The 13,607-nt window shown below is 69.3% G+C and carries 13 protein-coding genes; 5 read left to right on the top strand and 8 right to left on the bottom strand.

Features of this window, described 5'->3' with window-relative positions:
• Window positions 1–95: 95 nt before the first annotated feature.
• Window positions 96–1,076, top strand: a complete 981-nt coding sequence (locus tag ACNI65_RS15965) for a hypothetical protein (RefSeq protein ID WP_416757898.1) — start codon at window positions 96–98, stop codon at window positions 1,074–1,076.
• A gap of 10 nt (window positions 1,077–1,086) precedes the next feature.
• Here ACNI65_RS15965 and ACNI65_RS15970 read toward each other — a convergent pair whose 3' ends face one another.
• The 6 genes from ACNI65_RS15970 to ACNI65_RS15995 all read right to left on the bottom strand — a co-directional run bounded on the left by ACNI65_RS15970 (window position 1,087) and on the right by ACNI65_RS15995 (window position 7,038).
• Window positions 1,087–2,295 carry an MFS transporter gene (locus ACNI65_RS15970; protein ID WP_416757899.1) on the bottom strand — a complete coding sequence of 403 codons (1,209 nt, stop codon included), beginning with the start codon at window positions 2,293–2,295 and terminating at the stop codon, window positions 1,087–1,089.
• Window positions 2,292–3,761, bottom strand: a complete 1,470-nt coding sequence (locus ACNI65_RS15975; protein ID WP_416757900.1) for a DNA recombination protein RmuC — start codon at window positions 3,759–3,761, stop codon at window positions 2,292–2,294. Before ACNI65_RS15975 ends, ACNI65_RS15970 begins: the two co-directional genes overlap by 4 nt.
• Window positions 3,762–3,774: 13 nt before the next feature.
• Entirely contained in the window at window positions 3,775–4,758 is a 984-nt protein-coding gene (locus ACNI65_RS15980; protein WP_416757902.1) for a 2-hydroxyacid dehydrogenase, read from the bottom strand.
• A 112-nt stretch (window positions 4,759–4,870) separates the two neighbouring features.
• Window positions 4,871–5,602 carry a nitroreductase gene (locus ACNI65_RS15985; protein ID WP_416757903.1) on the bottom strand — a complete coding sequence of 244 codons (732 nt, stop codon included), beginning with the start codon at window positions 5,600–5,602 and terminating at the stop codon, window positions 4,871–4,873.
• A complete protein-coding gene (locus ACNI65_RS15990) occupies window positions 5,599–6,054 on the bottom strand; it encodes an acyl-CoA thioesterase (RefSeq protein WP_416757904.1) in 456 nt (151 codons plus the stop codon). Before ACNI65_RS15990 ends, ACNI65_RS15985 begins: the two co-directional genes overlap by 4 nt.
• Window positions 6,055–6,084: 30 nt before the next feature.
• Window positions 6,085–7,038, bottom strand: a complete 954-nt coding sequence (locus ACNI65_RS15995; protein ID WP_416757905.1) for a histone deacetylase — start codon at window positions 7,036–7,038, stop codon at window positions 6,085–6,087.
• Window positions 7,039–7,274: 236 nt separating this feature from the next.
• On the opposite strand from ACNI65_RS15995, the gene phaP reads away from it, so the two are divergent.
• Window positions 7,275–7,832 (top strand): TIGR01841 family phasin, encoded by a 558-nt coding sequence (phaP, locus tag ACNI65_RS16000; protein ID WP_416763639.1) that lies wholly within the window; start codon window positions 7,275–7,277, stop codon window positions 7,830–7,832.
• 163 nt (window positions 7,833–7,995) lie between these two features.
• Here phaP and ACNI65_RS16005 read toward each other — a convergent pair whose 3' ends face one another.
• Complete coding sequence (locus tag ACNI65_RS16005; RefSeq protein ID WP_416757906.1) at window positions 7,996–8,736, bottom strand: TetR/AcrR family transcriptional regulator; 741 nt, start codon at window positions 8,734–8,736, stop codon at window positions 7,996–7,998.
• 181 nt (window positions 8,737–8,917) lie between these two features.
• On the opposite strand from ACNI65_RS16005, the gene ACNI65_RS16010 reads away from it, so the two are divergent.
• The 3 genes from ACNI65_RS16010 to ACNI65_RS16020 all read left to right on the top strand — a co-directional run bounded on the left by ACNI65_RS16010 (window position 8,918) and on the right by ACNI65_RS16020 (window position 12,529).
• Window positions 8,918–10,456 (top strand): methyl-accepting chemotaxis protein, encoded by a 1,539-nt coding sequence (locus ACNI65_RS16010; protein WP_416757907.1) that lies wholly within the window; start codon window positions 8,918–8,920, stop codon window positions 10,454–10,456.
• 162 nt (window positions 10,457–10,618) lie between these two features.
• Window positions 10,619–11,188 (top strand): YdeI/OmpD-associated family protein, encoded by a 570-nt coding sequence (locus ACNI65_RS16015; protein WP_416757908.1) that lies wholly within the window; start codon window positions 10,619–10,621, stop codon window positions 11,186–11,188.
• A 132-nt stretch (window positions 11,189–11,320) separates the two neighbouring features.
• On the top strand, window positions 11,321–12,529 hold the full coding sequence (locus ACNI65_RS16020) for a hypothetical protein (RefSeq protein WP_416757909.1): 1,209 nt from the start codon (window positions 11,321–11,323) through the stop codon (window positions 12,527–12,529).
• A 33-nt stretch (window positions 12,530–12,562) separates the two neighbouring features.
• Here ACNI65_RS16020 and ACNI65_RS16025 read toward each other — a convergent pair whose 3' ends face one another.
• Entirely contained in the window at window positions 12,563–13,549 is a 987-nt protein-coding gene (locus tag ACNI65_RS16025; RefSeq protein WP_416757910.1) for a patatin-like phospholipase family protein, read from the bottom strand.
• Window positions 13,550–13,607 lie beyond the last annotated feature (58 nt).

Genomic DNA, 13,607 nt, shown 5'->3' on the forward strand with positions numbered 1-13,607 from the left:
GCAGGCACGCGATTCGCCCGCATAAGCTGAAGAGAACGCTCAAAGAACGCTCAAGACAACGGCTTCGGCCTCCCGGCCGGGCGCTGGAGATCGACATGCGAGCTCATCCTCATTGGCACCTCCCTCCTTTCGGCAGGAATTCCCGGTCGGCCCACCAGGGCCCCGCTCATGGTCACGGGCACCATGGCCCCCTCTTCTGGCTGAGCCACGCCGCGCTGCTGCTCGGCCTGCTGCTGATCGCCACCGAAGTCTCCGCGCAGCAGGGCGCGGGCCTGCGCGCCCAGTACGAGCAGCTCGCCCCGCAGCTCACGCGCAGCGCCTTCCAGCGGCCCATCGTGCTGAAGTCGTTGGATGACACCGAGCGCCCCACTGGCGAGATGCATGCCGTCGTCGAGCACCCCTTCGGCACCTTGTCCGGCGCGCTGCGCAGCGCCGAGGCCTGGTGCGACCTGCTGACGCTGCCGGCCAACGTCAAGCGCTGCGCCGTCGAGGACGACACCGCCCCGGGCGCGACCCTGCACATGGCCGTCGGGCGCAAGTTCGATCAGCCCATCGAGGATGCCTACGCACTGGACTTCCGCTACCAGGTGGTGGCCGCGCAGCCGCAATACCTGCTCGTCGAGATGAGCGCGTCCAAGGGACCGATGGGCACAAGCAACTACCGCCTCACGTTCGAAGCCGTGCCGCTGGATGCGAAGCGCAGCTTCGTGCGGCTGCGGTATGCCTACGTGAACAACCTCGCCGCGCGCGTGGCCACCAGCGCCTACCTGTCGACCTCGGGACGCGACAAGGTCGGCTTCACCGTCGTGGGCCGCGACGACGCGGGCAAGCCGCGTTATGTCGGCGGCATCCAGGGCATCGCGGAACGCAACACGATGCGCTACTTCCTCGCGATCGAGTCCTACCTCGACACGCTGCCCGCGCCCTCGGAGCAACGCCTGGACCGGCGCCTGCGCGACTGGTACGCGGCCACCGAGCGCTACGCGCTCCAACTGCATGAGCAGTCGCTGGACGAGTACGTGACGATGAAGCACAAGGAAGCGCGGCGACAGGTCGCCGTGGCGCCGGGCGAGTGACGCGGGAGGCTCAGCGCGAAGGCGGCGCCTCGATCTGACGCGCGGCCCACTGCGCGCCCACCAGCACCGAAGCCATCAGCCACAGCGGCGCCGCCGCCACGCTGGCCGTGGCCAGCACGCCGAAGCCCAGCGGCATCGCCACCGTCGCGCCGTTGGCCGCGAGCATGCGCAGGCCCAGCGCCTGACCGTGGCGGTCCGGCGGCGTCACCTGGTGCATCGTCGCGAGCACCATCGGCTGCACGGCGCCCAGGGCCAGTCCCAGCACCGCCGACCCGAGCATCAGCCCGAGCGTGCCCGGCAGCCACGCGTAGACGATCAGCGTCAGCGTGGCCACACCCATCGCCGCGCGCAGGGCCTTCACCTCGTCGATGCGATGGGCCCAGCGCACGATGGCCAGCCGCACCAGCGTCGCCGCCGTGGCGAAGCTGCCCAGCACCAGCCCGATGCTGGACGCCGACAGCCCCTTCGCATGACCGACCACCGGCACGACGAAGCTGTGCGCGTCCCAGCAGGACGACATCGCCACGTTGACGATGAGCAGGTTGCGCAACCCCTTGTCCTTGAGCAGGTCCCAGGCCGGCCGCGGCTTGGCGCCGCCGACGTGGTGCGCGGGCGGATGGCGCGGCACCCGGCGCGCAACGGCCCAGGCCGCCAGCGGCAGCAGCGTCGACAGCACGAGCGCCGCGGTGAAGCCGGCCGTGTCGATGACGATGCCGGTGATCACCGGCGCCAGCGCGTTGGACAGCGCCGGCCCGAGCGCCACCCAGCTGAACACGCGCTTGAGCTGCGACGCGTCGTGCGCCATCAGGCCGGCCTCGCGCTGGATGGCGACGGCCGACACCGCGACCGCGCCGCCGCACAGCAGGCAGCCCAGCGCGAGCAGCCACAACGCGCCCAGCAGTTGCGCGACCAGCGCGATCACCGCGCCGGCGAAGGCCATCGCGACCCCGATGCCCACCGGGCGGTGGAAACCGTGACGATCCGCCAGACGTCCCGCCCACATCGACAGGCCCAGCGGCGCGACCGCGAACAGGCTCAGCAGCACGCCGACGTAGCCGCCGCCGTAGCCCTGATGCAGCACCCACAGCGTGGCCGAGACCCGCGTCGTCGCCATGCAGGCATGCACCGCCACCAGCGACGCGATGACCGCGGCGAATCCGGCGCTCAGTCCGGTGTAGCCGCCACGGCCGCTCTCGCTCGCTGGGGCGTCGTCGCTCATCCGGCCGGGCCTTCCTCATCGGCGGCCTGGCCCAGTTGCAGCACGCGCGACATCTGGTCCTCGGGCAGCGCCTCGACGGTCTTGAGCCGGCGCGTCATCGCGCGGGTGCGGACCTCCGCGGCGTCGATGGTGTTGCTGGCTTCCTCGAGCTTCTTCTTCGTCTTGGCCAGCACGTCGCCGAACTTGCCGAACTCCGTCTTCACCGCCGACAGCACTTCCCACACCTCCGCCGAGCGCTTCTCCAGCGCCAGCGTGCGGAAGCCCATCTGCAGGCTGGACAGCGTGGCCAGCAGCGTCGTCGGGCCGACCAGCATCACCTTGTGCTCGCGCTGCAGGGCTTCGGTCAGCCCGGGGCGACGCAGCGCCTCGGCATACAGGCCCTCGGTGGGCAGGAACAGCAGCGCGAAGTCGGTCGTGTGCGGCGGGCCGAGGTATTTCTCGCGGATGGACTTGGCCTCCAGCCGCAGGCGGGTCTCGATGGCCCGGCCGGCGATCTCTGCGGCCGGCGCGTCCGCGCGTTCCTGCGCCTCGAGCAGCCGCTCGTAATCCTCACGCGGGAACTTCGCGTCAATGGGCAGCCAGATCGGCACGCCGTCGTCGCGCTGACCGGGCAGCTTGAGCGCGAACTCCACGCGCGCGCCGGTGTGGGGCACGGTCTCGACGTTGGCGGCGTACTGCTCCGGCGTGAACACCTGCTCCAGCAGCGCGGCGAGCTGCACCTCACCGAAGATGCCGCGCGTCTTCACGTTGGTCAGCACGCGGTTGAGCGATCCCACGTCGCGCGCCAGCGTCTGCATCTCGCCCAGGCCGCGGTAGACCTGCTCCAGCCGCTCGGCGACCTGCTTGAAGCTCTCGCCCAGGCGCTGTTCCAGCGTCGCGTGCAGCTTCTCGTCGACGGTCGCCCGCATCTGCTCGAGCTTCTTCTCGTTGTCCTGCTGGATGGACTGCAGCCGCGCCTCGACGGTGCGGCGCGTCTCCGCGAGGCCCGCCTCGTTGCGCTGGGCCAGCGCCTGGAGCTGCTCGGTGAGCACGGTGGTCGTGCGCGAGGCCGCGGCGTCCTGCGCCTCGCGCGCGCTGGCGGCCTGCTGCGCCAGCGACTGCTGCAGCTGCGCGAGCTGCACGCGGAAGGCATCGATCTGCTCGTTCTGCGAGCGCGCGGTGTCGCCGCCCTGCGCCATCAGCGCCTGCTGGAACTGCGTGAGCGTCGCCAGCGTCTCCTGGCGCAGCCCGGCGTTGCCGCGGCCGACTTCCTCGCGCAGACCGGTGTTCACGCGGCCCAGTTCATCGCGCAGTCCGCGCTCGAGCCGCTCGAGGCGCTCGTTGGACTGCTGCATCAGCGGCTCCAGGCCGCCGGACGAGTCGCTGCGCGAGAGGCGCCGCATCACGACGGCCACCAGCACGATCACGAGGAGAAGCATCAGGGCCATGGCCACCAGGACCACGACCATCGGGAAGGACAGATTCATGCGCCGGATTCTCTCAGCGCTTGAGCACCTCGGGATTGAGCGCCGTGGGCGGCACGCCACCGGTGAGCGCGGCGATCAGGTTGTCGACGGCCAGGTCGCTCATCGCGCGGCGCGTGGCGATCGTGGCGCTGGCGATGTGCGGGGTCAGCACGACGTTCGTGCACGTCAGCAGCTCGGGATGGACGGCGGGTTCGCCCTCGAAGACGTCCAGGCCCGCGGCGGCGATCGTGCCGGCCTTGAGCTCGGCGGCCAGCGCCGCGTCGTCGACGACACCGCCGCGCGCGATGTTGGTCAGCGTCGCGGTCTTCTTCATCAGGCGCAGCTCGCGCTGGCCGATCAGGTGGTGCGACGACGCGCTGTAGGGCACGACGATGACGAGGTGATCGGCGCGCTGCAGCAGCTCGTCCTTCTCGACCCACTGCGCGCCCAGCGGCGCTTCCTGGTCGGCGGGCAGGCGCGAGCGGTTGTGATAGATCACGGGCATGCCGAAGCCGAGATGGCCGCGCCGCGCGATCGCCGCGCCGATGCGGCCCATGCCCAGCACGCCCAGCGTGGCGCCGTGGATGTCGGCGCCGGCGAACATCCGCACCGACCACTCCTTCCACTCGCCCCGGCGCAGGAAGTGTTCGCTCTCGGTGATGCGGCGCGCGGTGGCCATCATCAGCGCGAAGCCGAAGTCGGCGGTGGTCTCGGTGAGCACGTCCGGCGCGTTGGTCGCGAGCACGCCGCGCGCGGTGCACGCGGGCACGTCGATGTTGTTGTAGCCCACGGCCATCGTGCAGACAGCCTTGAGACCGGGGCAGGCGTCGAGCAGCTTCGCGTCGATCCTGTCGCCGCCGGAGATGTACGCGCCGGCCTTGCCCTGCAGGCGGCGGATCAGCTCGTCCTGGGACCAGCCGGTGTCGCTGGGGTTGACCTCGACCTCGAAGTGCGGGCGCAGCCGGTCGACGATGTCGTCGAAGGTCTTGCGGGCCACCAGGACGCTGGGCTTGCTCATGGACGCATCTCCTTGCAGGGAAGCGCCAACTGTAGGACGGCGCCCCGGGACCGCGGCGCGCGGATCGCCCACGCGCGCGCCGGCGTGTCACCTCATCGCGTCACGGCGGACCTCACTCGATGAAGCGCGTGAACGACGCGACCGGATCGCGCTCGGTGACCAGCGTGTTCTCGACGGCCGCCGGGTCGGCGTACCCCAGCGACATGCCGCACACGACCTGCTGGTCCGGCCCCAGGCCGAGCTCCTCGCCGATCACGCGGTGGAACTGCGTGAAGGCCGCCTGCGGGCAGGTGTGCAGGCCGCGGCCGCGCGCCGCGATCATGAGGTTCTGCAGGAACATGCCGTAATCCAGCCAGCTGCCCTGCTGCATGACGCGGTCGATGGTGAACATCAGCCCGACCGGCGCGTCGAAGAAGCGGTAGTTGCGGCCGTGCTGCTCATGCATGCGCAGCTTGTCGCCCTTGGTGATGCCCAGCAGGCCGTACAGGTCCCAGCCCACCTTGCGGCGGCGGTCGATGTAGGGCGAGACCCATTCGCGCGGGTAGTAGGCGTATTCCTCGATGTGCGTGGCGAGTTCCTCGGGGTCGTCGTAGACGGACTGGATGCGCGCGACGAGCCGGTCCTTGGCCGCGCCGGTGAGCACGTGCACCTGCCAGGGCTGCGTGTTGGTGCCCGAGGGCGCGCGGGCGGCGACGGTGAGCAGCTCCTCGATCAGCGCGCGCGGCACCGGCGTGGGCAGGAAGGCGCGCATCGAGTGCCGCGTGACGATGGCGGCGTCCACGGCGGCGGACTGCTCGGGCGTGGGCGCGGTGAACGGATTCAGGTGCGGATCGGGCGAGGTCATGGGAGCTCCAGCGCGCGCAGCGCGGTGACGTAGGAATCGGGCAACGCGGCCACGGGCCGGCGGGTGTCGCGGTCGACGTAGACATGGACGAAGTGGCCGCGCGCGGCGCACAGCGCTTCGCCCTCGGCGAACAGGCCGATCTCGTAGCGGACGCTGGAGCGCCCGCGGCGGGTCACGCGCAGGCCGGCCTCGACGTGCTGCGGGAAGGCCAGCGAGGCGAAGAAGTTGCAGTGGGTCTCGATGACGAGGCCGATGACCTCGCCCTGGTGCAGGTCCAGCGCGCCCTGCTCGATCAGGTAGCGGTTCACCGCGGTGTCGAAGAGGCTGTAGTAGACGACGTTGTTCAGGTGGCCGTAGACGTCGTTGTCCATCCAGCGCGTGGGTACGGGCACGAACCGGGCGAAGGCCTCGCGCGGCTCGGGCTGGGGGCGGTCGGTCGGTTCAGCGCTCATGGACGCGGATTCTTCCATCAGCGCGCGGGGTCAGGTGTCGCCCGCGCTACTGGCCTGCCAACGCGTCCAGGCCTGCTCCGCCGCGGCGAGCGTGCGCCGCTGGACCTCCACCGTCACGGCGAGGTCCTCGCCGTAGCCGCCGGCCATGCTCAGCGCGACCGGGATCCGGCGATCGCCCAGCGCGCGCAGCACGCGTTCGTCCCGGCGCAGCAGCGCGTCTGCGCTCAGCTTGAGCCGGCCCAGCCGATCGCGCTCGTGCGGATCGGCGCCGGCCAGGTAGAACGCCAGCCCGGGCGGCCGATCGGCCATGCGGCGCCAGACCTCGTCCAGCGCCTCGTCCAGCGCGTCGAGGTAGACCGCGTCGCCGCAAGCGTCCGGAAGGCCGACGTCCAGGTCGCTCGCTTCCTTGCGGAACGGGAAGTTCTTCTCGCCGTGGATCGAGAGCGTGAACACGCTGTCGTCATCGCGGAAGATGCTCGCGGTCCCATTGCCCTGGTGGACGTCCAGGTCCACGACCAGCACGCGCAGCGCGGGGCGCTCCGGATGGGCGCGGTGCCATTCGGCCTGCATCAGCCGCGCGGCCACCGCCACGTCGTTGAAGACGCAGAAGCCGCTGCCCTTGTCCGCGTACGCATGGTGCGTGCCGCCCGCCAGGCTGGCGGCGACGCCCTCCTCCAGGGCGGCGCGCGCCGCGGCGATCGTCGCGCCGACCGAGCTCAACGAGCGCCGCGGCAGTCCCGGCGCCCAGGGGAAACCGATCTCGCGCTGGGCCGCCTCGCTCAGCGTGCCGTGCATCACCGCGTCGATGTAGTCCGGCGTGTGCGCCAGCGCCAGCGTGGCGGGATCGGCCGGCTCGGTCACGCGCAGGCGCATCCGGCCGGGCTCGCGTTCCACGCGCTCGCGCAGCATCTGGTACTTGGACTGCGGGAAACGGTGCCCCGGCGGCAGGGCCAGCGTCAAATGGTCGTAATGGAAGGCGAGCATGGTGCGAGACCGTAGCAGAGCCCGCCGAACCCGTTGAATCCTCGCCGCGACGCTCCCAAAACGTCGTCTGAAGAGCGCATTTCGTACTTTTGCTGCAATGCACAAAAAGTGCTTGCAATCATGGGTGGCGGTCCTATACTGATTCCATGCTGCACCGCAACAAACGCGATGCGCCGGCGCTCAGCCTGCCGAGTGTTCCCTGGCTGACCCCCTCACACCTTCAAGGAGATCTCTCAATGCTGACCGCTGACCAAGTGCTCGACCAACAAAAGAACCTGCAAGCCTCTCTCTTCGGCCTCACCGCCAAGGCCTTCGAAGGCTACGAGAAGCTGGTCGAGCTGAACCTGCAGGTCGCCAAGACCGCGCTCGGCGAAGCCGCCGAGACCGCCCAGCAGGCGATCGCGGTCAAGGACCCGCAAGAGTTCTTCGCGCTGCAAGCCGCGCTGCTGCAGCCGTCCGCTGAAAAGGCCGTGGCCTACAGCCGCCACCTGTACGACATCGCCACCGCGACGTCCTCGGAATTCGTGAAGCTGGCCGAGTCGCAAGTCTCGGACGCGCAGGTCAAGTTCGGCGCCGTCGTCGACAACGCGACCAAGAACGCACCGGCTGGCACGGAAAATGCTGTTGCTTTGGTGAAGTCGGCGGTTGCCGCGGCCAACAACGCATACGAAAGTCTGCACAAGGCCGCCAAGCAAGCCTCCGAGATCGCGGAATCCAACTTCAACGCCGTGACCAGCACGGCGGTGAAGGCAACCCAGACCGCTTCCCGCACCGCCAAGCGCGCCGCGGCCTGAGCGATTCGACAGTTGCCGTATCGGTTGTCTCCTCGGTACCCAAGGAAGCTCGGCTTCCCAAGTGCCCTTCAAGCCCAGCATCACGCTGGGCTTTTTTTTTGCCTGGACGGCGCCGGGCCCCGCAATCCGATCAGCTGATCAGTTGATCAGTCGATGGCCCTGATCAGTCCGTCGCCCCAAGCGGGGACACGGGCACCGAGCCGGTGCTCCGCTGTTCGCCCGGATGCCCCGAGGCGACACCCGCCAGCCGGGCGTACTGGTCCGCGACGTCGCGCAGCACGCCGGTGACGGTGAACTCGCGCAGCGCCTCGCGGTCGTACAGCGGGTAACGCGGCAGCCCGATCGTCATCATCAGGAAGCCCATCGTGCGCACCGACATCTGGTCGCACATCGAGCGGATCGCCACCTCGTCGGGCTCGAAGCCGTCCGGCGCGCAGGCCGCGACCCGTTCGCGCATCAGCCCCAGCAGGCGGTTGTAGACCGGCTGCTGCGCCTGCCCGATCTCCTCGAGCGTGCCGGTCTGCGTCAGCGACATGTAGATCATGCGGAACTGCTCCGGATGGCGCTCCCAGAAGTCCAGCAGGCAGCGGGTGTGGGCCTCCAGCACCTTGCGCGCGCCGCGCTGGCCCTTGGACGCGTCCAGCAGCTCATCGGTCAGCGACTCGAAGACCTCGATCCACAGCCCGTCCAGCAGCGCCTTCTTGCTCTCGAAGTAGCTGTAGATGGCCATCGTCGAGATGCCCAGCTCCTGCGCCAGGCGTCGCATGCTGAGCGCTTCCACGCCCTCGTCGCGATAGATCTTGCGGGCGCGCTCCAGCATCTCGCGCTTGAGCGCCGCCATCTCCGCGGGGCCGCGACGCAGCCGGGGCCGTTCGCGGTCGGGGTCCTGATCGTTGTTTCGCACGGCTTGCCTGTATCAAAAGGTTATTGTCGGCGTACGTTATCTCATGCAGGGGGTCTCGTTAAATAGTCACGAACCCTGGTTGAGAGCTTCTTTACCTTCTCCGTACACGTACGACAATCGGTGCAAACGGCATGCCCGAGCCGGATCTCGACCGGGCCAACCCCCTGAAAAAGACTCCGTCATGCTCGATCGTCTGTCCGTGGGCGCCAAGCTCAGCCTGGCTTTCTGTTCCGTTCTCCTGATCACCGCGCTGCTGGGCGTGATGGCCAGCTTCCAGCTGGGCCGTGTCAACGATACCGCCACCGACATGGCCGAGAACTGGCTGCCGTCGTCGCGCGCGGCGCAGGCGATCAACCAGGACGTCACCCGTTTCCGCACCCGCGAATACCGGATGTTCCTGTCCGAGGGCAATGCGCGCGCCGCGGATGCCGACAAGATCGCGCAGAGCCGCGATTCGATCGAGCAGCGCCTGAACGGCTACGAGAAGCTGGTGTCCTCGCCGGCCGAGGGCGAGAAGCTGCGCCAGATCCGCGGCCTGTGGTCGGACTACCTGGCCCACAGCTCGAAGATGATCGACGCCGCGCGCGGCGGCGACGAGGAAACGGCCAAGCGCCTGCTGGCCGTCGAGGGCCTGCCGAAGTACGAAGCGCTGGGCAAGGCGCTGGACGAACTGGTGCAGATCAACACCGACGGCGCGAACGCCGCCGACGCGCTGGGCGACGAGATCTATGCGCGCAGCCGCTGGATGATGGCCGGCCTGAGCCTGCTGGCCGTGGCGATCGGCGGAGTGCTGGGCTTCGTCATCACCCGCAAGATCACGCGGCCGCTGGAAGCGTCCGTCCAACTGGCCGAGGCGGTGGCCGGCGGCGACCTGACGCGCTCGCTGCAGGTCCAGGGCCGCGATGAGGTGGCCCAGCTGCAGACCGCGCTGCTGCGCATGGTCGGCCAGCTGCAGTCGGTCGTGGCGCAGGTGCGCGATGGTGTGGAGTCGGTGTCCAGCGCGTCCTCGCAGATCGCGGTGGGCAACCAGGACCTGTCGGCCCGCACCGAGCAGACCGCGTCCAACCTCGAGGAAACCGCCTCTAGCATGGAACAGCTGACCGGCGCGGTCGGCCAGTCCGCCGACACGGCACGCCAGGCCAACCAGCTGGCCGGCAGCGCGGCCGAGAGCGCCACCCGTGGCGGGCAGGTCGTGGGCCAGGTCGTGACGCGGATGCAGGAGATCAGCGCCTCGTCCACCCGCATCGCCGACATCATCGGCACCATCGACGGCATCGCGTTCCAGACGAACATCCTGGCGCTGAACGCGGCGGTGGAAGCGGCGCGCGCGGGCGAGCACGGCAAGGGCTTCGCGGTCGTGGCGTCGGAGGTTCGCACGCTGGCGCAGCGCAGCGCCGAGGCGGCCAAGGAGATCAAGACGCTGATCACGCGTTCGGTGGAGACGGTCGAGGCCGGCTCGTCGGACGTGGCCGAGGCTGGTCGCGCGATGGATGAGATCGTGCAGGGCGTGCGCCGGGTGACCGACCTGATGGGCGAGATCGCCGCCGCCTCGACCGAGCAGCGCGATGGCATCGCGCAGGTGAACCAGGCGGTGGCGCACCTGGATCAGATGACGCAGCAGAACGCGGCGCTGGTCGAGGAATCGACCGCGGCCTCGAGCTCGCTGCGCGAGCAGGCGCAGCGCCTGGCGGAAGTGGTGTCGGTGTTCAAGGTGTCCTGACCGCGGACTGCACGGAGCCCTCACCCCCCGCCCTCTCCCGCTTCGCGGGCGAGGGAGCCATGCGGGCGCTGCTCCCTCGCCCGCGAAGCGGGAGAGGGTTGGGGTGAGGGCTCGCCCCTGACAGCGAGGCCCTTGGAATGTCTGCGGGCATACTCGCGCTCCATGGCCACTCGCACCCCGATCTTCTTCGCCAGCGCCGCCGAGTTCCGCGACTGGCTGGACCAGCATGCCGCCACGGCGACCGAGGTGCTGGTCGGTTTCCACAAGCGCGCCACCGGCGAGCCCAGCCTCGCCTGGCCCGAGTCCGTCGACGAGGCGCTGTGCCACGGCTGGATCGACGGCGTGCGCACCCGCATCGACGACAGGCGCTACAAGATCCGCTTCACCCCGCGCAAGACGATCTCCATCTGGAGCGCGGTCAACATCGGCCGCGCCGAGTTCCTGATCCAGGAAGGCCGCATGAAACCCGCCGGCCTCGCGGCCTTCGAGCGCCGCCAGGAGGAACGCTCGCGCGTCTACGCGTTCGAGCAGCCCAAGGAACTCGTCGAGCTCTCCCCCGCGCACGAGGTCATCTTCATGCGCAACGCGCCGGCCTGGGCCTTCTTCCAGCAGCAGCCCGACGGCTACCGCCGCACCAGCATCTGGCACATCCTCAGCGCGAAGAAGCCTGAAACGCAGCTCGCGCGGCTGGACAAGCTGATCGAGGCGAGCGCGCGCGGCGAACGGCTCTGAGTTCGCCGACCTGACGAGCAGGTCGGACCGACGGGCAGGTTGCCGCGAGCAACGACTGACCAGACCTCCCCACCACCTGGAGTTCTGATCTTGCCAACCCGCTCTTCTCCCGCATCCTGGCGCCATGTCGCGATGGTGGCGATCGTTCTTTGCGCATCGCGTGCGGCGCTCGCGGAACCTTTGGCGCTGCCGACCGAGTGGAAGCCATGGAACAGCCACCACTACCGTCTGGAAGCAGATGGTCACCTCAGCTGCTACAGGGAAAACAAAAACAAATCCTCCTGCAGCATCAACGCGCCGGATCCGGCCAAAGCCCAGCCGCTCAAGTGCAACGATCCGCGCTGGGGTGGCAAGAATCGCAAGCGCACCGGCTATGAGGTGCCGGGGCACTGGTGCAACAAGGCCTTCGCCGTGCTGTTCACGGAGTGGCGCGTCCACCCCTATCAAGACCAGAAGATTGAACTGGCAGTCCTCCCCAGCGGCGACATCATGTGCCGGTCCATGGATAGCACCACCTGCCAGGCCGCCGGCACCGCCACGCCGGGCGGGCCGGTCGATCCGCTGGTCTGCGGCCGCGCGCACAAGAAGCGTCACCAGTTCACCGGATACGAAGCGCAGCACGCGGAACACTGGTGTCAGACACCGTTCGAGGAAGTCGTCTTCAACGACATCAAGCCGACCGCGAAGCACACTGGCAGGGAAGAGGATGTCTTCAAGCTGCAGCGGCAGCCACCCAAGGAAGGAGAAAAGCGCGGGAAATCTGTCCCCGTCAAGGTTGGCAGCGTCGAGCGCCACGCATGGACCTTCGAGGGCGTCACTCCCGGTTGGGGGCCCGGCGATCAGGTCGACTGGATACTGGAATTCAATGCCGCGCAGGCGGACGGTCGAATGGGCTCGCGCCCGGAAGTCACGTTCGAGGTGTCGGGTGGCGCATGGTCCGCGACGATGCGGCAAGACGCCAAGACAGGTTTTCTCGGGGTCCGCGGCGCGGAGGACGACATCCTGCTCCCCGCGGACAAGGACAACATCATCGGGAGCGATGGCCGGTTCGCCCTGGGCATCCGCATCGATGGTGGATCCCGTGTCCGTTACTTCGCCACCGCCGGCGACGTGGAACAACTGTTCGCGCCGGAGCATGAAATCATGGACCAGCCCGACAGCATGTTGGCGGACATTCGCCAAATCACGCACCGCCAGCGTCCCGGAGCGGTCGGACAGGGGCGCGTATCGGTGATGTACAAGCCAGCCTACGGCGAGTCCGCATCCGAGCACACGATCGAACGGGTCAAGATGATCCGGCGCGCACCGGCGAGACGCGCGGCAGCAGGGACAACGCCCTGAGACCGCCGGCTTCGGAGGCTCGCGCCAGGTGCCTCAGCGCGTTTTCGCCGCGATCTTGCGCTTGATCTCCGGCAGCATCGCCGTCGCCACATCGCGGCCCAGCGCGATGGCGCGACGGCGCGTGGTGAAGTCCGACCCGCTGAAGCCGTCCAGCTTGGGCCGCAGCACCACGTCCGCGCCCTGCAGCTCGTACTGGTTGATGGACTTGCCCATGATCGAGAAGGTCTGCAGCAGCATGCGCATCGCGTCGCCGGGAATCTTCGGATCGGGCGGCTCGCCGATGTCCACGGCGATGACGAACTCCGCGCCCATCTGACGCGCGAAACGCACCGGCACCGGGGCGACCAGCCCGCCGTCCACGTACTCGCGGTTGCCGATCTTCACCGGCTGGAACACCGCCGGCACGGCGCTCGACGCGCGGACCGCGGTGCCCACGTCGCCTTGCCGGAACAGGATGGGCGCGCCGTCGCCCAGGTCCGTCGCCACGATGCCCAGCGGCAGCGGCAATTGCTCCAGGCCGCGATTGCCCGTCATCTGGCGCACGTAACGCGCCAGCGCCTCACCGCGGATCAGCCCGCGCATCGGGAAGGTCCAGTCGGTGATGGCGCCCTCGTCCATCTGCTCGGCCACGGCCTGCAGCTCCTTGCCGGTGCGCCCCGCCGCGTACAGCGCGCCCACCAGGCTGCCGGCCGAGGTCCCGCAGACCAGGTCGACCTTGATGCCGTTCTCCTCCAGCACCTGGATGACGCCGATGTGCGCGAAGCCGCGCGCCGCGCCACCGCCCAGCGCCAGGCCCAGCCGGGGCGGCTTGGGCACGGGCTTGGGCGTGACCGGCGTCGGGATCTCGGGGTCGGGCGTGGTCACCACCTGGGGTGTCGTCGGCGCCGAGCCCGGCAGCGTCGAGCAGGCGCTCAGCGCCGTCAGGCCCAGCGCGCCGGCGGCGGTCAGCCAGCGGCGTCGGGACGCCTGCGCGGGCGCTTGGAGGGCAGGCTTGGTAAGGTCGCGATCTTCTCGGGGCATGGCGCGGGATTCTAGGGAAGCTCTGTAGCAGTCCTGTTGCAAGCCGCACGCACAATCG

This window comes from Roseateles sp. So40a, from assembly GCF_048081605.1.
Taxonomy (GTDB): domain Bacteria; phylum Pseudomonadota; class Gammaproteobacteria; order Burkholderiales; family Burkholderiaceae_C; genus Roseateles.

Coding starts and splice junctions, on each gene's coding strand:
- ACNI65_RS15970 (WP_416757899.1), bottom strand. CDS start 2,295: ATGAGCGACGACGCCCCAGCGAGCGAGAGCGGCCGTGGCGGCTACACC.
- ACNI65_RS16015 (WP_416757908.1), top strand. CDS start 10,619: ATGGCCACTCGCACCCCGATCTTCTTCGCCAGCGCCGCCGAGTTCCGC.
- ACNI65_RS16010 (WP_416757907.1), top strand. CDS start 8,918: ATGCTCGATCGTCTGTCCGTGGGCGCCAAGCTCAGCCTGGCTTTCTGT.
- phaP (WP_416763639.1), top strand. CDS start 7,275: ATGCTGACCGCTGACCAAGTGCTCGACCAACAAAAGAACCTGCAAGCC.
- ACNI65_RS15995 (WP_416757905.1), bottom strand. CDS start 7,038: ATGCTCGCCTTCCATTACGACCATTTGACGCTGGCCCTGCCGCCGGGG.
- ACNI65_RS15985 (WP_416757903.1), bottom strand. CDS start 5,602: ATGACCTCGCCCGATCCGCACCTGAATCCGTTCACCGCGCCCACGCCC.
- ACNI65_RS15990 (WP_416757904.1), bottom strand. CDS start 6,054: ATGAGCGCTGAACCGACCGACCGCCCCCAGCCCGAGCCGCGCGAGGCC.
- ACNI65_RS16020 (WP_416757909.1), top strand. CDS start 11,321: ATGGTGGCGATCGTTCTTTGCGCATCGCGTGCGGCGCTCGCGGAACCT.
- ACNI65_RS15975 (WP_416757900.1), bottom strand. CDS start 3,761: ATGAATCTGTCCTTCCCGATGGTCGTGGTCCTGGTGGCCATGGCCCTG.
- ACNI65_RS15965 (WP_416757898.1), top strand. CDS start 96: ATGCGAGCTCATCCTCATTGGCACCTCCCTCCTTTCGGCAGGAATTCC.
- ACNI65_RS16025 (WP_416757910.1), bottom strand. CDS start 13,549: ATGCCCCGAGAAGATCGCGACCTTACCAAGCCTGCCCTCCAAGCGCCC.
- ACNI65_RS15980 (WP_416757902.1), bottom strand. CDS start 4,758: ATGAGCAAGCCCAGCGTCCTGGTGGCCCGCAAGACCTTCGACGACATC.